We start from the raw sequence: 17,976 nt of genomic DNA, 5'->3' as shown, positions 1-17,976 counted from the left end.
CGGAACGGAGCGTGAATCGGTGGACGCCGGCATGGAGTTCAGTCTTCAGGTCAGCCAGAACAAGTACCTGCCGGCGAACGGCCGCGAGATGCACGCCATCCTCTCGGTGGTCGGGGAGTCGTCGGGTGCGGAGGCGGTCGGGCCGGCCCGGGCGGACCCGCGCCGGCTCGTCGAGGTGCTGGTGATCGACTGCTCCGGCTCGATGGCGAACCCGCCGACGAAGATCGCGGCGGCGCGGCGGGCCACCGCCGCCGCCATCGACGTGCTGCCCGACGGCGTCCGGTTCGCGGTGGTCGAGGGGACCGAGCGGGCCCGGATGGTCTTCCCCTCGGAGTCCAGGCTGATGACCGCGTCGGCGGAGACCAGGGCGCAGGCCCGGGCGGCGGTGTCCCGGCTCAGCCCGGGAGGTGGCACGGCGATGGGCAGTTGGCTGGCCGCCGCCCGGGACCTGTTGCCGGACGACCCGTCGGCGATCTGCCACGTGCTGCTGCTGACCGACGGCATCAACCAGCACGAGACACCGCAGGAGCTGGAGCGGGTGCTCGACACGTGCGCCGGCCGGTTCGTCTGCGACGCCAGGGGCATCGGCGACGGGTGGCATCCCCGGGACCTGTTGCGGATCGCCGGCGTGCTGCGCGGCACCGCCGAGGCGGTGCGCCGCCCGGCCGAGCTGGAGGCGGGGTTCCGGGCGACCATCGACGCCGCGCTGGGCAAGCTGCTGCCCGACCTGCGGATCCGGGTGCAGACCATGCCGTACTCGACTGTTGTTTTCGTCAAACAGGCCAGCCCCACCCTCACCGACCTCACCGGGTACGCCGACACGGTCGACGGCCGGACGGTCGAGGTCGCCACCGGTTCCTGGGGTGCGGAGCGGCGGGACTACCACCTCTGTCTCACCGTCGACCCCTCGGCGGCGCACCTGGAGGAGGATCAGATGGCAGCCCGGGTCACCCTGCTCGTCGAGGGGGAGGTCCGGGCCGGCCCCGCCCCCGTCCTCGTGCACTGGACCGACGACCTGGTCAAGTCGTCCCGCCTCGATCCCCGTGTCTCCCACGTGACCGGGCAGGAGGAGGTGCGTCAGGCCATCAACGCGGGCTGCGACGCGTACGACCGGGGGGACCGGGTCGAGGCGCACGCCCAGTGGACGCGGGCGGTGGAACTGGCCCGGCTGGCCCACGACGAGAAGGCGCTGGAGCAGCTGCGGTACCTGGTGGACCTGGAGCCCGACGGTCTGGTCCGGCTCAAACCCAACCTGAGCAGGGTCGACGTCAACGTCAGCCTGCTGTTCTCCAGCCAGACCGTGCACGCGACGGGCACACCCGAGCCGGTCCCGGTGGCACCGGTGGGTGAGGACCGGCTGTGCGCCGCGTGTGGCCACCTGTCGCCGCCGGACGCGGTGTACTGCGAGCAGTGCGACGCAGTCCTGGACGACCCGGGCCGGGACGGCGAGAAGGTGACGTGACAGTCGTGAGCCCTCTCGGACAGCGGCGGGTCAGCACCACCCGTCGTACCCTGCTGCGGCTGCGGGCGGCGCTGCTCGCGGCCACGGCCGTCGCCCTGGCCGCCTGCCTGGCGGTGTTCCTCGGTGTGGCCCGCACCGCCGACGCGGCGGCCGAGGGGTCGGTGCCGGCGATCCTCGCCGTCCACGACGCGCAGCACGCGCTGCGCAGCGCGCACGCGGCGGCGGTACGCAACCTGACCGACGGTGGGCTGCTCCTCGGCGGCCCGGGGGTGGACTACCAACGCCAGATCGCCGGCGCCGGGCAGTACCTGACCCTGGTGGCCGAGAACAACGCCGCCGGGGACGACGGCACCCGCGACATCCAGACGGTCGAGGCGCTGCTTGTCACGTACACAGGTCTGATCGGGCGGGCCGACGCCAGCTACCGCGACGCCAGCCTGCCGGCCGGCGGCGCCGCGTGGCTGCGGGACGCGGCGAGCCTCATGGACGACATCCTGAGTCTGCTCGACGACCTGCTGGCCAAGCAGGTGTCGGTCCTGGACGAGCAGCGGGACAACGGCTGGACGCACCGGCTGACCCCGGCCGTGTGGCTGGTGCCGCTCCTCGTCCTCGGCGCGTTGCTGGTGCCGACGCAGATCTACCTGTCGCGCCGCTTCCGCCGGGCGGTGAACGTGCCTCTCCTGCTGGCCAGCGTGGCGACGCTGGGGATGGTCGCGCTCACCTCGCTGAGCCTGCGCTCGGCGGCGGACCTCGACCAGGTCCGCCGCGACGTGGCGGCGGTGCAGGAGAGCCGGCAGGGGCAGCTCCTCCAGGTGCGTCGGGAGGCCGCCGACGGGCTCGCCGAGGAGGTGCGCAGGCAGTGCCCGGACGGGTGCGACCGTACGGTGGCGGGTCTGCGCGCCAGCGCCGCGCCCCAGCCGCCGTCCGCGTCGGCGGCCCCCGCGCCGCCGCGCGCCGCGCAGACCACACTGACCCACGCCGCCCGCGCCGCGGACAGCAACTCCGTCGAGTTCGTCCTGCCCCTGCTGGCGCTCGGCATCGGGGTGCTCATTCTCGCGGGGTTCCAGCCCCGCCTGGCCGAATACGGATACCGGTCGACATGAGACATCGCAGACGCCGCATGTGGACGGCGCTGGCGCTGGTCACCGTGCTGCTGGCCGGCACCGGCCTGAGTGGGTGCTCCGGCGACGGGCCGGCCGGCGAGGTGACAGTCCTCGCCTCGTGGACCGGCGCGGAGCGGGCCGCCTTCGACGCCGTCCTGCGCGGCTTCGAAGCCGAGAGCGGCATCCACGTCGACTACCAGGGTCACCGCGACGTCAGCCAGGTGCTCCAGGCCGGCATCGAGCGTGGCCGCCCGCCCGACATCGCCGTCCTGCCCCGCCTCAACGACGTGCAGCGCTACGTCAACGAGGACCAGCTGCGTCCGCTCGACGAGATCGTCGAGGGCGACGCGGGCGCCGCCGCGCAGGTGATCCGTCTCGCCCGCAAGACCGAACCGGTCGGCCCGCAACGGGCCTACGCGGTCGCCGTCGCCACCCATCTCAAGAGCATCTTCTGGTACGAGCCGGGTGCGCTGACCGCTGCGGGCTACCGGCAGCCGCCGGTGACCTGGGCCGAGCTGGTCACCCAGAGTCGGAAGGTGGCGGCCGGGGGCCGGGTGCCGTGGTGCCTGGGGATGAGTTCACCGCCGGTGTCCGGCTGGCCGGGCACCGACTGGATCGAGGACATCCTGCTGCACCAGTCGGGGCAGGAGGCGTACGAGCGGTGGACCCGGGGTGAGCTGTCCTGGCGTACGGGGCCGGTGCGCGACGCCTGGGCGGCGTGGGGTGACCTGCTGGGCGTGTCGTCGTCACCGGGGACGGCGCGGGCGAGTCTCTTCACCACGTGGGCGGACGCGGGCAGCGGCCTGCTCACCGCGCCGCCGGCGTGCTACCTCGACCACCAGGCCTCGTTCGTGCTGCGTACCTACCGCGACGCGATGCCCGACGGGGGTGGCCGGGTCGACTTCTTCCCGACGCCGCCGGTCGGTCCGTCGGACACGTCGTCGCTGCAGGAGGTGTCCGACGACATCGCGGCCATGTTCCGGGACACCGGGCCCGCCCGGGATCTCATGGCGTACCTGGCGTCCGAGCCGGCGCAGCGGATCTGGCGGGAGTCCAGCGACGGGTTGTTCTTCAGCCGGCGCGCGCAGGCGGGCGACGACGCCGACCCGGTCGCCGCCAGGGTCGCGGGCCGGCTGGGCACCGGGACGCTGTGCCGGGACGGATCGGATCTGCTGCCGACGGCGATGGCCACCGCCTTCGAGCGGGCAGTCCTGGTCTATCTCCAGGACCCGGGCCGCCTGGACGCGCTGCTGGCCGAACTCGACGCCGTCCGACGCTCGGTGCCTCCGACTGAGTACATGGATCTGGGCTGCGAACCCGCAGCGCCCTCGACCGACTGACAGGGATGACACGATGACCGAACTGCGCAGGTTCGACCTCGACGGTGGCGGCTCGGTGGTGGTGGAGGTCGACGGCCGGCCCGGTGTGACGCACGCCGGCGCCGCCGGCAAGGTCGTCCGGGAGGCACGCGAAACGTTCGACCGGGCGCTCACCGAGGTCCGCGACGCCGCCTCCGTCGCCCTGGGTCAGTTTCAGTCGATGGCGCACCGACCCGACGAGGTCGAGATTTCTTTCGGGGTGCAGTTGACCGCCGAGGCCGGCGCGGTCATCGCCCGGACCGGCGTTCAGGGCCAGCTGACGGTTACGGTGCGGTGGCAGCGTCCACCGGACGCCAAGGGTTCCTGAACGGGCTTCACCCGGACCGGGTGATGACGCTCCGGAGTCATCCTCCTACGGTGGGTTCATGGCTGCCGTGCGTGCGACCCCTGCCGATCCCACCCCCGGCCTGTTCGTCGCCGACCGGGACGGGGGTGATCAGCGCGCCATACCGCCGGAGCTGGGCCCCGACTCCCTCGCGGTGCTCAGCGGCCCGACGTTCATGTATTCGAACGCGTGCGGGGACGTGCCGCCGGGCAGCATCGGCGGGCTGGTCCACCTGGACACCCGTCTGATCAGCGGTTGGAGCCTGACCGTCAACGGCGGCGAGTTGCTGGTGCTGCGCGCCGAGACCGTCGACCACTACTCCGCGCAGTACGTGCTCACCAACCCTGAGCTGCCCGGACTGCCGCCGAACAGTCTGGGTCTGCGTCGGCTGCGGTACGTCGGCGACGGCTTCCACGAGCGGGTGGGGTTGGTCTCGTTCCGGCTGGAGCCGGTCCGGGTGGAGCTGCGTCTGGCCGTCGACGTCGACTTCGCGGACCTGTTCGAGGTCAAGTCGGTGGTCAGGGACCGCTCCGCCGAGATCACTCGGAAGCACGCCGCCGACGGGTCTGAGCTGCACTTCTCCTATCGGCGCGGCGACTTCTCCGCCGAGACCCGGGTGTGCTGCGCGACGCCCGCGGACCGCGTCGAGGGCGACGAGCTGGTCTGGGAGCTGGAGCTGGGCCCCCGCGAGGAGTGGCAGGTCGACCTGCGCGTGCCGCTGCCGCCCGGCTTGGGGGTGGTGGAGCCGGTCCGGGGTGACATCGCCGACGTCTTTCACGGCCGGGCCGACGATCCGTTGCGTCGGTGGACCGAGGACCGGGCCGTCCTGCGCAGCGACAACCAGGCGTTGGAGCGCACCGTACGCCAGTCCCGCGACGACCTGGCGGCGCTGCGGCTCGACCTGGAGGTCAAGGGCCAGCGGATTCTGCTGCCCGGTGCGGGACTGCCCTGGTTCCTCACAGTCTTCGGGCGGGACACGTTGATCACCGCGTACCAGACGCTCGTCGCGGGGCCCGCGCTGGCGAAGGGCGCGCTGCTGGCCCTGGCCCGCCTTCAGGGCGAGACGTGCGACGACTTCACCGACGAGGAGCCCGGCAAGATCCTGCACGAGGTACGCAGTGGCGAGCTGACCCGCAGTGGCGAGAAGCCGTACGGGCCGAACTACGGCAGCGCCGACGCCACCCAGCTCTGGCTGATCCTGCTCTCCGAGTACTGGCGCTGGACGGGCGACGACGAGACCGTCAAGCACCTGCGGGGCAACGCGCTCGCCGCGTTGCGGTGGATCGACGAGTACGGCGACCGGGACGGCGACGGCTACGTCGAGTACGCCACCCGCTCGCCGGAGGGCCTGGGCAACCAGTGTTGGCGGGACTCCCCGGACGGGGTCTGCTTCGCCGACGGCAGGATCCCCGTGCTGCCGCTGGCCACCTGTGACCTCCAGGGGTACACCTACGACGCCAAACTGCGACTGGCCGAGTTGTTCGACGGGCCGTTGGGCGATTCCACCTTGGCGCGCCGCCTGCGCGACGAGGCCGCCGCCCTGCATGAGCGGTTCAACCGTGACTTCTGGATCGACGGGCGGGGCGGCTACTACGCTGTCGCGCTGGACGGCGACAAGAACCGGGTCGACGCCAAGACGTCGAACATGGGCCACCTGCTGTGGAGCGGGATCGTGCCGCCGGAGCGGGCCGACGCGGTGGTGCGCCAGCTCATGTCGCCCGACATGTTCTCCGGTTGGGGCATCCGCACGCTGTCCCGGGAGGAGCGGCTCTACAACGCCCTCGGCTACCACCTGGGCACGGTCTGGCCGCACGACAACTCGATAGCCGCGCTCGGTCTGGCCCGCTACGGCTACCGGACGGAGTCGAACCGGATCAGCCTGGCGATGCTGGAGGCGGCTGAACAGTTCGGCCACCGGCTGCCGGAGGCGCTCAGCGGGTTCGACCGGGAACGGTTGCTGTTCGCCGTGCCGTTCCCCACCGCCTGTAGCCCGCAGGCGTGGGCGGCGGGCACCCCGCTCGCCCTGGTCCGCGCCATGCTCGGCGTCAACCCGGTCGACGGGCGGCTGGTGCTCGACCCGGACATCCCAGAGGAACTCGGCCGGATCACCGCCGACCGGGTGCGCGCGTTCGGCGAAGAGTGGGCGGTGGAGGCGGTGGGCCGCCGCGGCCACGTACGCCTCCAGGCGAGCTGACGTTTGTCCGGGGCCTCGACGGGAAACGGCCCGCAATGACGAAACCTCGTGTGGTGATCGTGGGGGCCGGGTTCGCCGGTTACCACGCGGCGAAGACGTTGAGCCGGATCGCCCGGGACCGGGCCGAGATCGTGGTGCTGAACTCCACCGACTACTTCCTGTACCTGCCGCTGCTGCCGGAGGTGGCCGCCGGGGTGGTCGAGCCCCGGCGGATCGCCGTGCCCCTGACCGGGACGCTCAAGGGCGTACGGGTGGTGATCGGCGAGGCGGACCACGTCGACCTGCAGAACCGGTGGGTGGGCTTCACGCAGCCGGAGGGGGAGAAGAACCGGCTGGCGTACGACCGGCTGGTGCTCGCCGTGGGCAGTGTTAACAAGCTGCTGCCCATCCCCGGGGTCACCGAGTACGCGCACGGCTTCCGGGGGCTGCCCGAGGCGGTCTACCTGCACGACCACATCGTCCGGCAGGTCGAGCTGGCCGAGCAGGCCGAGGACCCGGCCGAGCAGTTGGCCCGGTCGACGTTCGTGGTGGTCGGCGCGGGCTACACGGGCACCGAGGTCGCCGCGCACGGGCAGTTGTTCACCGACGCGCTGCACGCCCAGCGGCCCCGACTGACCGTGCGCCCCCGCTGGATGCTGCTCGACGTCGCCCCCCGGGTGCTGCCGGAGCTGGACAGGCGGATGTCGGAGACCTCGCACAAGGTGCTCAACCGGCGGGGCGTGGACGTCCGGATGGGGACCTCGGTGGCGGAGGCGACCTGCGACGGGGTGAAGCTCACCGACGGCGAGTACGTGCCGACCTGCACCCTCGTCTGGTGTGTCGGGGTGCGTCCCGACCCGTTCGTCAACGAGCTGGGTCTGCGTACCGACCGGGGCCGGTTGGTCACCGACGAGTTCCTCAACGTCCCCGGCTACCCGGAGGTGTTCGCCTGCGGCGACGCGGCCGCGGTGCCGGACCTCACCAACCCCGGTCAGGTCTGCGGGATGACGGCCCAGCACGCGCAGCGGCAGGGCAAGCTCGCCGCGCACAACATCGCCGCGTCGTACGGTTTCGGGAGGCGCAAGCCGTACAAGCACCACGACCTGGGTTGGGTCGTCGACCTGGGCGGCAAGGACGCGGCGGCGAACCCGCTGCACGTCAACCTGGCCGGGTTACCCGCCAAGGCGGTGACCCGGGCGTACCACCTGATGGCGATGCCGGGAAACCGCACACGTGTGGGCGCCGACTGGGTGCTGGACGCCGCGTTGACCCGGTCGGCGGTCCAGTTGGGCCTGGTACCGGCGAACGCGGTCCCGTTGGAGAGCACGTCACCCGAGGTCGCGGCCCGGGGCCGCTGAGCGGTCCGGGCGGCCCGGGCGGTCCGGTCCTTCCGGGACGGCTGGACGGGGTGCGGTCCGGCGCAGCCGGGTCGGCCCGTACTCGCGCAGCAGGGTCTGCGCGATGCCGGCTGCGGGGATGGCCAGCAACGCGCCGAGCAGGCCGGCCAGCTCCGCCGCGAGCAGCACGCTGACCAGCACGGTCAGCGGGTTGAGCCGGACCGCGCGGGACAGGATGAGCGGCTGGAGAAGGTGGTTCTCGACCTGTTGGTAGACCACGAAGAAGACAAGCACGACCACGCCGGCGGTGGGGGAGTGCAGGAACCCGGCGCCGGCCGCGATCACCGCGCCGAGGGTGGCGCCGACCAGCGGGATCAGGTCGGCCACCGCCACCAGCAGGGCGATCACCGCGGCGAACGGCACGCCGGTGAGGGCCAGCACCAGGTAGGTCAACCCGCCGCAGATCACGCTGATCAGCAGGTTGCCGGTGAGGTAGCCGGTCACGGTCCGCGACACGGCGCGCCCCACCCGACGCAGCCGCTCGCCCTCACCGTCCCCGGCCGCCGCGAGCACGCCGCCGGTGATCCGCGGCGATTCCAACACCATGAGGTACGCCAGCACGACGACGGTGACCAGCCCGGCGACCGTCTCCACGATGCCGCGCAGCACCCCGACCGCGGGTTGGCGCAGCCGGGTGCCGAGGTCGCGCAACTGGTCGGAGTGCGCGGAGGCGTACCGGCGGGCACCGGTGCGCTCCAGCAGTTGCCCCAGCGGTCCCCGGCCGGCGCGGGCGTCGCGCAGCAGCTCGGGAGCCCGGTCGGCGAACCGGCCCAACTCGTCCACGAGCGGCACCAGGATGACAGTGGCCACGGCGGACACGACAACGAGCGCGGCGAGGAACACCAGCAGCGTGGCGAGCGCCCGGCGCCGCACGAGTCGGCGTTGCACCCGGTCGACGAGGGGCTTGAGCGCGACGGCGAAGAAGGCCGCCACCACGACCCACACCAGCACCCGGCGGGTCGCGTACACGAAGGCCAGCGCGAACGCCGTCGCCAGCACCAGACCGATCACGATCAGGGTCCGGCGGGCGGTCACCCGTACGTCGGCGTCGCTCACCCGCCGGGCCTTCCCCGCGCACGCCGTCGGAAACCCGGCACCACCCCTGATTGCGGACGGTCGGTCAGCGCGTGTCGTCGTCGCCGACGGGGCGGGCGCCCGCGACGAACGTGTCGAGCGCGGCGCCGTGCAGCAGACCGCCGGGCACCGGATCGCGCAGGGCGGCCACGGCGAGCCTGCCGACCGGCAGCCCGCCGGGGCGGGGCGTCGCGGCGAGCACCAGGTTGCCGTAGCGGCGGCCACGCAGCATCCGCCGGTCCCCGAGCACGCACACGTCGCCGAAGACCGCCCGCAGGACCGCCACCTGCACGCGGGTGCCGACCAGCGGCGGCAGATCCGTGACGTTCACCAGGTAGAGGCCGTCCGGGTGCAGGGTCCGCGCCACCTCGGCCGCGAACTCGACGGTACGGACGTGCCGGGGCATCCGGGCCGCCCGGTAGATGTCGGCGATCACCAGGTCGTAGCTGCCGGCCGGGGTCGCGGTGACCGCCTCCCTGGCGTCGGCGACCTCCACCCGCACCTCGGGCGGCAGTGGTGGCAGCTCCCGGGCGACCAGCTCGACCACCGCCGCGTCCCGTTCGACGACCCGCTGCGCCGAGCCGGGCCGCGTCGCCGCCAGCCAGCGGGGCAGCGTCAACGCGCCGCCACCCAGGTGCAGGACGTCCAGCGGGACGCCGCGCGGGGCCGCCAACTCCGCCGCGGCGGCGATCCGCCGGACGTACTCGAAGTGCAGGTGCCGCGGGTCCTCGACGTCCACGTACGACTGCTCGACGCCTGCCGAGAGCAGCGTCCGCCCGGTCCGGCGGACCGGATCGGTCACCAGTTCCAGCCGGTCGGCGGCGCGATTCATGACCGGCACGCTAGCCGAGCGGGCCGGCGGAGCGGGTCGTGCCCCGCGTCCGCCGGCCGTCGTCCGCGCCGGTGACCGGTCAGCCGGCCATCCCGGCGCCCACCTCGTCGATCGCGTCGTCGATCCGGTGGGCGAGGTCCACGTCGAGTGCCGTCACCCCGTCGGCCTGGCTGGTCCGTACGGTCAGCAGGGCAGCCGTGCCGCCGGGGCGCCCGATGCTCGGGCCGCGCCCGGTCTCCTGGCGCAGCCGGTCCAGCCGGTCGAGCACCCGGTCCAGGTTGTCCGGCGGCAAGGCGACCACGCGGTACAGGCCGTCGCTGTCACCGGCCCAGTACGGCAGGTCGTCGAGCGCCGCCTGGAGCTGGTCCGCGTCCAGCGTGGGTGTGGTGGTGGAGGCGCCCACGAGACCGCCGCCGGCCTCCGGCGGGTTCAGCAGCTCGCGCAGCCCGTCCGGTACGTGCAGCGACTCGACGAGGTCGCCGTCCTGGTCGGCGAGCGCCGTGAGCGTCGCCTCCGCCTGGTAGCGGGCCTGCTCCGGCGTACGGCCGCTGATCCGGCCCACCTCGGCCAGGAAGCCGGGCAGGTCGTGGTGCCGCTCGATGCCGTCGACCGGCAGGACGTCGTGCAGCGAGTTCGGGACCGCGGCGAGCAGTCGCTGCCGCTCGGCGGCCTCCAGTGCGAAGGCCAGGACCAGCACTGTGGCCTCGGCGCCGACCTTGGCCGTCTGGAAGTCCACACCGGCCCGGCGCCCGACCTCACCGACGAGGTCCTGGTAACCCACGCTGCTCACTCCGGCCCCACCTGTCGGCGGGGACGGTTGCGGTCGCGGATTGTCAGGGGTTCCGAGCGTCGGCGGGGCGGGCCCACCGCGCGTGGAGTCCCGCTTGTGCCGGCCGGCCGGCGGTGGCCCTGCCCTCTTGCCCTGGTCGAGACTGCTGACCTGCTTGGAGGCGCTCAGACTGGCGCCGAACTCGCTGGGCTGGCGACCCTGTTCGCGGGCCTGCCGGGCCAGTGCCCGGCGCCGCTGGTTGTCGCCCTCCATCTGCTTGCGCATGGCGTGACACCCCTTCCGCTGGGGATCGTGACTGCGCCCGTCGCCTTCCCGCCGTCCCGGGAGCCGAAACGGACGCCGCCGGGTGGGTCGGCCGGGCCTCGACGGGCTTCATCCGCCACGGGTGAGGGGCGCTCACCCGCACGGCCCGCACGATCGGCTCAGGACCGGAGTTCTTCCGAGGCACGCGGAAGGAAGGTCGTCATGAAGCGGATCGTCGAGATCGTCCCCGCACGACCCGGCTGGTACGCGCGCTGGCAGCTCACGCCCGATGGCACCAGGTGCTACCCGGTGAGCCTGTGGGCGCTGGTGGAGGAGTCCGACGGCTCCGGCCGTGAGGTGGTCGGCATGGACTGCATCGGCCAGTGGCCCGGCGCGGACGACAACAAGGCGGGTGCGGAGTTCGTCCGCTACCTGTACCAGACGCCCGATTCGGGTGTTCCGGAGGACGCCGACGCGACGCCGCCCGGCGCGCTCCGCGAGGACGGACCCCGGCTCCAGCCCATGACGGCTCCCTAGACATTCCTCCGGCCCCCGACCCCAGGTCCCAGGGTCGGGGGCCACCCCCCGACCGGGGGCGGCCGGTTCAGCCGATGGAGCGAACGTCGGCGTCGGTCGTGACGTGGTCGATGGCGAGCAGCTCGGTCAGGCCGGTGCGGTCGAGCATCTGCCGCAGCTGTGGGCTGACCCCTGTCAACCGGATCGTTCCGGCGGCGCGGTGCACCACCAGCAGCGCGCTGAGCCCGGAGGAGTCGCAGAGGCTGACCCCGGTCAGGTCGATGAGCAGCCGCGCATCGCCCGTGTCGCTCAGCTGCGCGGCAGCCGTGATCAGCTCGGGTGCGGTGTCGTAGTCGAGCTCACCGGTCAGCCGCAGCTGGACGTGCCCGGCGTCGGGCCGGGTCACCTCGATGGTCAGCAGCTGGTCGGGCATCCCACCATGTTCCCAGTCCCGGGCCCGAACGCAAAGCCGGGGGGACCGACACGGGGCCCGCGTCGCGGTGCGTCCGCGAACGCTCAGCCGGTCGCCGCGCGTCGTTGCTCGCCCGGTCGCGCCTGGGCGGGCCGGGTCAGCAGCCCCGCCACCCCTGTGATGTCGAGGATGGAGGCCAGGAAGGCGGGGACGGCCCGCAGCCGGACCGTGGTGCCGACCTCCCGGCCCTCCCGCCAGGCGTGCACGATCACGGCGAGGCCGGTGCTGTCGATGAAGTGCAGGTCGCCGAAGTCGAGTACCAGGGTCGGTGGCGCGTCGGCGAGCACCCGGTCGACCTCGTCGCGCAACGGCGCGCACGTCGCGTACGCCAGCTCGCCGACGACCCGGATCAGAGGCCCGTCGGGGTCGGACAGATCGACTGATGTTGTCAGCGGTGTGGCCTCGGGTCGTCGCCCTGGGGATAGCACGTTCACGCCCTTTCACCGGTGCCGCTCGGGCCGGTTCGGAGAGGATCGTAACAACGCTCCGTGAGGTCCGCCGGGTACGCGGTCCGGGCCCGCCGAGCTGCCGCGAGGTGCCGCTTTCGGCATGCCGGCGTAGGGTGGTCGGGAGACAGGTGATCCCAGACGCCGGTCCCCGCGCGGGTCCGGTGGACCACGAGGAGTGAGGCTCAGCTGGTGACTGCTTCCGACGTCAGGGGCTTCGACCCGGGCGACGGACGGATCTCCACGCCGAGTGTCACACGGGCGTTGGTGTTCTCCGCCGACGCCGCGCCCCAGCCCGCGGTTCTGCCGCCGCTGGCTCCCGACCGGGATCGGGCCGAGCCCGACTGGTCCGAGGTCGTCGAGTACTTCCGCGAGGGTCTGGTGATCTGTGACGCCGACGGCGTCGTGCGGCACGTCAGCCCGGTGGCCGAGCGGCTGCTGCCCGAGGTGGTCCCCGGCGAGCAGCTCACCGCCGCCGGTGTGACCGGCCTGAGCGAGGACAGCCCGGCGCGTTTCATCCACGGCGGCCGTCAGCTCACCGCCCGCCGGGTGTCCCTGTCCGGCGGCCGGTGCTGCTGGTACGTGGAGGACGTCACCGAGAGCGCGAGCCGCGCCGACGCGCTGCTGGCCGAGCGGGCCCGGTCGGCCTTTCTGGCCGTGGTGGGCGACAAGCTGGGCAATCCGCTGCATCCGGATCGGGCCGCCGCCGCGGTCGTCCGTCTCGCCGTGCCGACCCTGGCGGAGGTGGCCGTGCTGGTGCTCGCGCCACGGGCAGGTCGGGCCCGCTGGTGGCGCGCGTCCCGCGGCGACGACGAGACGCCACTGGTGGACAGCGGCGTGCTCCCCGGCGCCGACCTGCCGGCGGCCATCGCCGACGGGCTGAGCGGGGTGGAGCCGCACGCGGTGGACTGGCTGGTGGAGCAGGCGGTCGACGCCGGCTGGCTGCCCGGGCTCAGCGGCGCCGAGAGCACCGCCCGGGTCGTTCCGCTGCCGGGCCGGGACGCCCCGGCCGGCGTGCTGCTGGTGGCCCGTCGCAACACCCGCTGGTACGACGAGGACGACGTGCAGCTGGTCCGCGCCTTCGCGGCCCGCGCGGGCGCCGCGTTGACCACCGCGCTGCTCTACCGCGACCAGGCGGAGGTGGCCGACACCCTCCAGGCCAGTCTCCTGCCGGTGGAGCCGGCCGAGGCCGCCGGCGTGCAGTGGGGCACCGCATACCGGCCGGCACAGGCGGGGCTGCGCATCGGCGGCGACTTCTACGGGTCGCACCGGCTTCCCGACGGCGGTTCGGTGTTCTTTCTCGGCGACGTGTCCGGCAAGGGTGTCGAGGCGGCTGTCTTCACCGGCCAGTTGCGGCAGTGCCTCCAGGCGCTGCACCGGTTGGAGTCGAATCCGGGCCGGCTGCTGCGGCTGCTCAACGACGCCCTGCTGGAGACGACCCAGGCGCACGGTCAGGGCCGGTTCGCCACGATGGTGCTCGGCGTGGCCCGCCCGCACCGCGACGGTGGCCTCACTCTCACCATGGCCGGCGGTGGGCACCTGCCGCCGCTGCTGCTGCGCGCCTCGGGCGAGGTCGAGGTCGTGCCGCTGCGCGGCATGCTGATCGGGGTGGTGCCCGATCCGCGCGTCGGCGAGGTGACCGTCCGGCTGGCCCCCGGCGAAACGTGCCTGCTCTACAGCGACGGGGTGACCGAGGCCCGTGGTGGTCGCCGGGGCGACGACCAGTTCGGCCAGGAGCGGCTGCTCACCGCCGTGACCGGTTGTCAGCGGATGCCGGCGCCCGCCCTGGCCGAGCGGGTCGAGCAGGTCACCTGCGACTGGCTGGGGCACGGCGACCACGACGACATCGCGGTGCTGGCGTTGCGCGCGGTCGGCCCGGGCGGCCGTAGCGCCCGGCACCTGCACTCGGTGCCCGAGCCGGTAAGCGCCGAACCACGGAGGGAGACCGACTCGTGAGCGCTCCGACGGCTGCCGTCGACCCGACCGACGCGTACCGCGGCTACCTGGACTGTCTCAGCGACGCCGACGAGTACGCCGCCATCGACGTGGCGGTCGCCCTGCTCGACGCGGGCGTGCCCGCCGAACGGGTGCTGCTCGACCTTGTCGCGCCCGCCCAGGCCGAGGTGGGCGAGCGGTGGGCGCGCAACGAGTGGAGCGTGGCGCAGGAGCACGCCGCCACGCACATCAGCGAACGGGTGGTGGCGGCGGTGGCCGCGCACGCCAACCCCCGCCCCACCGGTGGGCGCGTCGTGGTGGCCTGCATGGACGGGGAGTGGCACGCCCTGCCACCCCGGCTGGTCGCCGAGGTGCTGCGGCTGCGCGGCTGGCAGGTGACCTTCCTGGGCGCCAGCGTGCCGGCGGCGCACCTCGTGTCGTACCTGCACCGGCACGACGCGCACGCGGTCGCCCTGGCGTGCGCGCTGCCGATGCGGCTGCCGCACGCCCACCGGATGATCGAGGCGTGCCGCCGCTCGGACGTACCGGTGGTGGTGGGTGGTCGTGGTTTCGGCCCGGACGGGCGGTGGGCCGCCCGGCTCGGCGCGGCGTGGGCCCCGAGCGCGCCCGCGGCGGCCGAGCTGATCGCCGACGAGCGCGCGCTGCGCCGGGTCCCGCCGGCCCAGCTGTCGCACCTGGCCGACGACGAGTACGCGAGTCTGGTCCGCAGGCGGGGCGAGCTGATCGACAGCGCACTCGCCGACCTGCGGGAGCGGGTGCCGGCGGTGGGGGGCTACACGGCCGCCCAGCTCGACTCGACGATCAGCGACCTGGGCCACATCGTGGACTTCCTGGCCGCCGCGCTGTACGTGGACGATCCGTCGCTGTTCACCGAGTTCGTCGGGTGGCTGGTGGGGATCCTGGGGAGCCGGGGGGTGCCGGCCGCCGCTGTCGACCTGACCCTGGGGCACTACGCCGCTGTCCTACGGGACTTCCCGCGTGCGGCCCACACGCTGGCGCTGAGCCGGCCGGACGCGGCCGCACGGGACTCGCACGCCGTGCGCTGAGCGTCCTACCGGCGACAACCGAGTCGATCACCGCGGCCTGCGGGCGTGGACCTACCTCTGCGTATACTTGCCGCACTGCAAACGTCCCACCGGAGCGGGTGGAGCGAGGGGGAGAACGGTGACGTTCAGCGTCAGGTACGCCGGGCGCGACGGCGGTGGCGCTCGCCTGCGGCTCGCCGGTGAACTGGACCTGAGCACGGCCCCCGAGCTGACCGCCGCGATCGACCGGCTCACCGAGGCGGGCGAGAGTCGGGTGCTGCTCGACCTCGCCGACCTCACGTTCTGCGACTCCACAGGCATGGCCGTGTTCGTCAGGGGGGACAACCGGGCAGCCGCCCAGGGCGGTTGGTTGCGGCTCACCGGCGCCCACGGTCGGGTCGAGCGCGTGTTGCGGGTCACCGGTCTGGCAGACGTGTTGCGCTACGAACCGGACACTGTCGACCCGGCGTCCCGCAGCGCCTCCTGATGGGCTAGATTTCCCCGCCAACACGGTGACCGTCAGGTCCCGTCTCCGTCGACTCGAGGCAGGTAGTGATGGGCGTAGACAGCCCGCAGCCGGTACGCATCCTGGTGGTCGATGACGACCCGGGTGACGTGCTGATGATCGAGGAAGCGCTGGCGGACTCGGACGTCGAAAAGGTCATCGACGTGGTCAGCGACGGCGAGGAGGCGATGGAGTTCCTGCGCGCCGAGGGTCGCCACGAGCAGGCGCGACGCCCCGACGTCATCCTGCTGGACCTGAACATGCCCCGGATGGACGGGCGGCAGGTGCTCGGCGCGGTGAAGCAGGACGAGGATCTGCGCACCATCCCCATCGTGGTGCTGACCACCTCGAACGCCGACACCGACATCGTCGGCAGCTACACGCTCCAGGCCAACGCGTACGTCACGAAGCCGATCGACCTGGACGACTTCAACGACGTGGTACGCCGCATCGACGAGTTCTTTGGCCGGGTGGTGGTCCTGCCCAAGCGCCCCTGAGACCGGAGTCGGGCCGTCCGCGCCCTCGGATGCTGAACATTTTTCCTGAACCTCCTCGGCCGCTGCCGGCGCCGTCGAGGATCCAGTGGGGAAGTAACAGCAGCTGCCTGGGGGGCGACAGGATGAGGTTCTCCGTCGTTGAGACCGGTTACGACATGCGGCAGGTGGATGCCTGCCTGGACGAGCTGGGGGTCCGGTTGGCCCGGCTCGCCGCGCGGGCCGAGTGCGCCGCCGGGGCCGCCCGGGAGTGGGACGAGATCCGCGAGGAGGCGGCGTTTCTCAGTGGCCTGCTCCAGCGGCTCGATCTGGGCGACGCCGCGGTGACCAGGCGCAGCCAGGACGTGGTGCGTCGGGAGGCGGCCGAGATCCTGGGCCAGGCCCGCGCCGAGCTGGACGAGGCACGCGCGGAGGCGCGGCAGGTGCGCGAGCGGGCGTACGCCGAGGCCGTGCAGGCCCGCCGGGAGTTCGAGGCGGCGTTGCACGCCCGACGGCGGCGCGTGGCGCGGGCCGACGAGATCCTCAGCGGGGTGACTGTCGACGGTGAGATGGACGCCGAGGCGGTGCCCGCCGACACGGCGACGGCGGCGGCCGGCACGGGCGTGCCGGCGACCCGGTTGGCCGCCGGTGGCGTGGGCGCGGAGCAGACCCGGTAGCGCGCCCCTCAGGTCACGCGGTGAGGGCCGCCGCGACGGTGGTGGCCCGCTCCTCGTGCTGGGCGTACGCGTCGGGGTAGGCGGAGATCTGCACCGACTGGGCGGCGGCGGTGACGCTCATGTCCTGCCAGCCGGGGATCTCGTTGAGCGCCGAGTAGAAGGCCCGGGCGGCGTACGACGGGCGCATCAGCTCGGCCACCGTGCCCCAGCCGCTGCTGGGCCGCTGCTGGAACAGGCCGACCGAGTCGTGGTCGGAGCCGCTGCCCTGGTTCGGGTACTGCGCCGACTCGGGCAGCACGTCGCTGGCCAGGTTGTAGAGGTTGCTCTCCTGCATCGCCGTGGCCAGCGCGACCACGAGGGCGCGGCGTGGCATCTTCATCTCCAGGCCGACGTCCACGATGATTTTGGCGTTGTCCATCTGGGCTTGGTCGAGGCCGGCGACCGGGCGGGGCCGGCGGGGCTTGACCGGCTTCTTCGCGGCCTTGCGGACGGCGGCGCGGCTGGGGGTGGGCGTCGCCACCGGGCTGGGGGTGACCCGGGCGGGGGCGAGGTCCCGGTCCAGCGAGCGGGAGGCGCGTTCGTCGGCGATGGCGGCGCGGTCGGCGACCGCCTCGGCGAGCGGCTCCACGGGGCGGCTGTCGTCCTCGGCGCCGCGGGCGGTGGCCACGGCGGCCAGGCCGAGGCAGCAGGTGACACCGGTGGCCAGGGCGACCCGGACCGGCATGGAGCCCAGCAGGCTCCGGCGCGGCGGTTCGGGGGCCCGGTGACGGCCGATCGTCCGTTCGGTTGATGCGGCGTCGCCCGAGAGGGTGGTCGGGTGCGCGTCGGTCAGCTTCTGGTCGGAGGGGTCGTCGGGATGCACCCGCCGAGGCTAGATAGCTCAGGGCCCGATGCCATCGGCCCTTACGGTGGCATGCGCCACAATTTGCCCGGATCGCGGACGCAATAAGGGGCGAAGGCCATAGCAAAGCCCAGAACCTCGCCGATCGGGCCAGACGGTTATTTCCGAATGGCCGTATGAAGGCGGTCATCCGGTCGAGCCCGCGCGCCCGATCGGGCCGCACTGCGGCATCACCCGTACGGGTGAGGGCGGCGTGCCGGAACGTCTGGCGCCGACCTGCCCAGCCG

18 protein-coding genes are annotated in these 17,976 nt (G+C 73.2%); 12 read left to right on the top strand and 6 right to left on the bottom strand.

Annotated features, from left to right (window positions below):
• The first annotated feature begins 31 nt into the window (after positions 1–31).
• Genes AB0N27_RS09880 through AB0N27_RS09855 form a run of 6 tightly spaced genes read left to right on the top strand, consistent with a single transcriptional unit; the run spans position 32 to position 7,800 of the window.
• Positions 32–1,462: a VWA domain-containing protein gene (locus AB0N27_RS09880; protein WP_364365859.1), complete on the top strand. Its 1,431-nt coding sequence runs from the start codon at positions 32–34 to the stop codon at positions 1,460–1,462.
• Between the two features lie 5 nt (positions 1,463–1,467).
• The gene (locus AB0N27_RS09875) at positions 1,468–2,565 is read left to right on the top strand and encodes a hypothetical protein (protein WP_364365857.1); all 1,098 of its coding nucleotides are present in this window, start codon (positions 1,468–1,470) and stop codon (positions 2,563–2,565) included.
• Positions 2,562–3,905, top strand: coding sequence for an ABC transporter substrate-binding protein (locus tag AB0N27_RS09870; protein WP_364365854.1), 1,344 nt, complete (start codon positions 2,562–2,564; stop codon positions 3,903–3,905). The genes AB0N27_RS09875 and AB0N27_RS09870 overlap by 4 nt, the downstream gene beginning before the upstream one ends.
• A 13-nt stretch (positions 3,906–3,918) precedes the next feature.
• Positions 3,919–4,251 (top strand): CU044_2847 family protein, encoded by a 333-nt coding sequence (locus AB0N27_RS09865; protein ID WP_364365851.1) that lies wholly within the window; start codon positions 3,919–3,921, stop codon positions 4,249–4,251.
• A 58-nt stretch (positions 4,252–4,309) separates the two neighbouring features.
• Positions 4,310–6,463, top strand: a complete 2,154-nt coding sequence (locus tag AB0N27_RS09860; RefSeq protein WP_364365848.1) for a glycogen debranching N-terminal domain-containing protein — start codon at positions 4,310–4,312, stop codon at positions 6,461–6,463.
• Between the two features lie 35 nt (positions 6,464–6,498).
• Positions 6,499–7,800 (top strand): NAD(P)/FAD-dependent oxidoreductase, encoded by a 1,302-nt coding sequence (locus AB0N27_RS09855; RefSeq protein WP_364365845.1) that lies wholly within the window; start codon positions 6,499–6,501, stop codon positions 7,798–7,800.
• Here the strand turns inward: AB0N27_RS09855 and AB0N27_RS09850 are convergent.
• The 3 genes from AB0N27_RS09850 to AB0N27_RS09840 all read right to left on the bottom strand — a co-directional run bounded on the left by AB0N27_RS09850 (position 7,771) and on the right by AB0N27_RS09840 (position 10,799).
• Positions 7,771–8,895 carry an AI-2E family transporter gene (locus tag AB0N27_RS09850; protein ID WP_364365842.1) on the bottom strand — a complete coding sequence of 375 codons (1,125 nt, stop codon included), beginning with the start codon at positions 8,893–8,895 and terminating at the stop codon, positions 7,771–7,773. The two genes, AB0N27_RS09855 and AB0N27_RS09850, sit on opposite strands and share 30 nt — an antisense overlap.
• A 64-nt stretch (positions 8,896–8,959) precedes the next feature.
• On the bottom strand, positions 8,960–9,745 hold the full coding sequence (locus tag AB0N27_RS09845; RefSeq protein WP_364365839.1) for a fused MFS/spermidine synthase: 786 nt from the start codon (positions 9,743–9,745) through the stop codon (positions 8,960–8,962).
• A gap of 79 nt (positions 9,746–9,824) precedes the next feature.
• Positions 9,825–10,799, bottom strand: coding sequence for a DUF2267 domain-containing protein (locus AB0N27_RS09840; RefSeq protein WP_364365836.1), 975 nt, complete (start codon positions 10,797–10,799; stop codon positions 9,825–9,827).
• Positions 10,800–11,000: 201 nt separating this feature from the next.
• Here AB0N27_RS09840 and AB0N27_RS09835 point away from each other — a divergent pair, with 201 nt between their 5' ends.
• Positions 11,001–11,315 carry a hypothetical protein gene (locus AB0N27_RS09835; protein ID WP_364365833.1) on the top strand — a complete coding sequence of 105 codons (315 nt, stop codon included), beginning with the start codon at positions 11,001–11,003 and terminating at the stop codon, positions 11,313–11,315.
• Between the two features lie 67 nt (positions 11,316–11,382).
• Here AB0N27_RS09835 and AB0N27_RS09830 read toward each other — a convergent pair whose 3' ends face one another.
• Entirely contained in the window at positions 11,383–11,727 is a 345-nt protein-coding gene (locus AB0N27_RS09830; RefSeq protein ID WP_364365830.1) for an STAS domain-containing protein, read from the bottom strand.
• A gap of 83 nt (positions 11,728–11,810) precedes the next feature.
• On the bottom strand, positions 11,811–12,194 hold the full coding sequence (locus AB0N27_RS09825) for an STAS domain-containing protein (RefSeq protein ID WP_364365827.1): 384 nt from the start codon (positions 12,192–12,194) through the stop codon (positions 11,811–11,813).
• A 210-nt stretch (positions 12,195–12,404) separates the two neighbouring features.
• Between AB0N27_RS09825 and AB0N27_RS09820 the strand changes: the two genes are divergently transcribed.
• The 5 genes from AB0N27_RS09820 to AB0N27_RS09800 all read left to right on the top strand — a co-directional run bounded on the left by AB0N27_RS09820 (position 12,405) and on the right by AB0N27_RS09800 (position 16,848).
• Positions 12,405–14,168: a SpoIIE family protein phosphatase gene (locus AB0N27_RS09820; protein WP_364365824.1), complete on the top strand. Its 1,764-nt coding sequence runs from the start codon at positions 12,405–12,407 to the stop codon at positions 14,166–14,168.
• Positions 14,165–15,214 (top strand): cobalamin-dependent protein, encoded by a 1,050-nt coding sequence (locus AB0N27_RS09815; protein WP_364365821.1) that lies wholly within the window; start codon positions 14,165–14,167, stop codon positions 15,212–15,214. The genes AB0N27_RS09820 and AB0N27_RS09815 overlap by 4 nt, the downstream gene beginning before the upstream one ends.
• Before the next feature lie 118 nt (positions 15,215–15,332).
• Positions 15,333–15,680, top strand: a complete 348-nt coding sequence (locus AB0N27_RS09810; protein WP_364365818.1) for an STAS domain-containing protein — start codon at positions 15,333–15,335, stop codon at positions 15,678–15,680.
• A gap of 68 nt (positions 15,681–15,748) precedes the next feature.
• Positions 15,749–16,195 (top strand): response regulator, encoded by a 447-nt coding sequence (locus tag AB0N27_RS09805; RefSeq protein WP_354823043.1) that lies wholly within the window; start codon positions 15,749–15,751, stop codon positions 16,193–16,195.
• Positions 16,196–16,317: 122 nt separating this feature from the next.
• On the top strand, positions 16,318–16,848 hold the full coding sequence (locus AB0N27_RS09800; RefSeq protein ID WP_364365815.1) for an ATPase: 531 nt from the start codon (positions 16,318–16,320) through the stop codon (positions 16,846–16,848).
• 13 nt (positions 16,849–16,861) lie between these two features.
• Here the strand turns inward: AB0N27_RS09800 and AB0N27_RS09795 are convergent, their stop codons facing one another.
• Positions 16,862–17,710 (bottom strand): hypothetical protein, encoded by an 849-nt coding sequence (locus AB0N27_RS09795; RefSeq protein ID WP_364365812.1) that lies wholly within the window; start codon positions 17,708–17,710, stop codon positions 16,862–16,864.
• Between the last annotated feature and the right edge of the window lie 266 nt (positions 17,711–17,976).

This window comes from Micromonospora sp. NPDC093244, from assembly GCF_040683695.1.
Taxonomy (GTDB): domain Bacteria; phylum Actinomycetota; class Actinomycetes; order Mycobacteriales; family Micromonosporaceae; genus Micromonospora.
Note: the sequence above shows the minus strand (reverse complement) of the source record. Positions and strands in the feature narration are given on the sequence as shown.

Excerpts from the sequence above, each read along its gene's own strand:
- AB0N27_RS09845 (WP_364365839.1), bottom strand. The coding sequence starts at position 9,745 with ATGAATCGCGCCGCCGACCGGCTGGAACTGGTGACCGATCCGGTCCGC.
- AB0N27_RS09840 (WP_364365836.1), bottom strand. The coding sequence starts at position 10,799 with ATGCGCAAGCAGATGGAGGGCGACAACCAGCGGCGCCGGGCACTGGCC.
- AB0N27_RS09880 (WP_364365859.1), top strand. The coding sequence starts at position 32 with ATGGAGTTCAGTCTTCAGGTCAGCCAGAACAAGTACCTGCCGGCGAAC.
- AB0N27_RS09830 (WP_364365830.1), bottom strand. The coding sequence starts at position 11,727 with ATGCCCGACCAGCTGCTGACCATCGAGGTGACCCGGCCCGACGCCGGG.
- AB0N27_RS09805 (WP_354823043.1), top strand. The coding sequence starts at position 15,749 with ATGGGCGTAGACAGCCCGCAGCCGGTACGCATCCTGGTGGTCGATGAC.
- AB0N27_RS09860 (WP_364365848.1), top strand. The coding sequence starts at position 4,310 with ATGGCTGCCGTGCGTGCGACCCCTGCCGATCCCACCCCCGGCCTGTTC.
- AB0N27_RS09855 (WP_364365845.1), top strand. The coding sequence starts at position 6,499 with ATGACGAAACCTCGTGTGGTGATCGTGGGGGCCGGGTTCGCCGGTTAC.
- AB0N27_RS09865 (WP_364365851.1), top strand. The coding sequence starts at position 3,919 with ATGACCGAACTGCGCAGGTTCGACCTCGACGGTGGCGGCTCGGTGGTG.
- AB0N27_RS09835 (WP_364365833.1), top strand. The coding sequence starts at position 11,001 with ATGAAGCGGATCGTCGAGATCGTCCCCGCACGACCCGGCTGGTACGCG.
- AB0N27_RS09800 (WP_364365815.1), top strand. The coding sequence starts at position 16,318 with ATGAGGTTCTCCGTCGTTGAGACCGGTTACGACATGCGGCAGGTGGAT.
- AB0N27_RS09870 (WP_364365854.1), top strand. The coding sequence starts at position 2,562 with ATGAGACATCGCAGACGCCGCATGTGGACGGCGCTGGCGCTGGTCACC.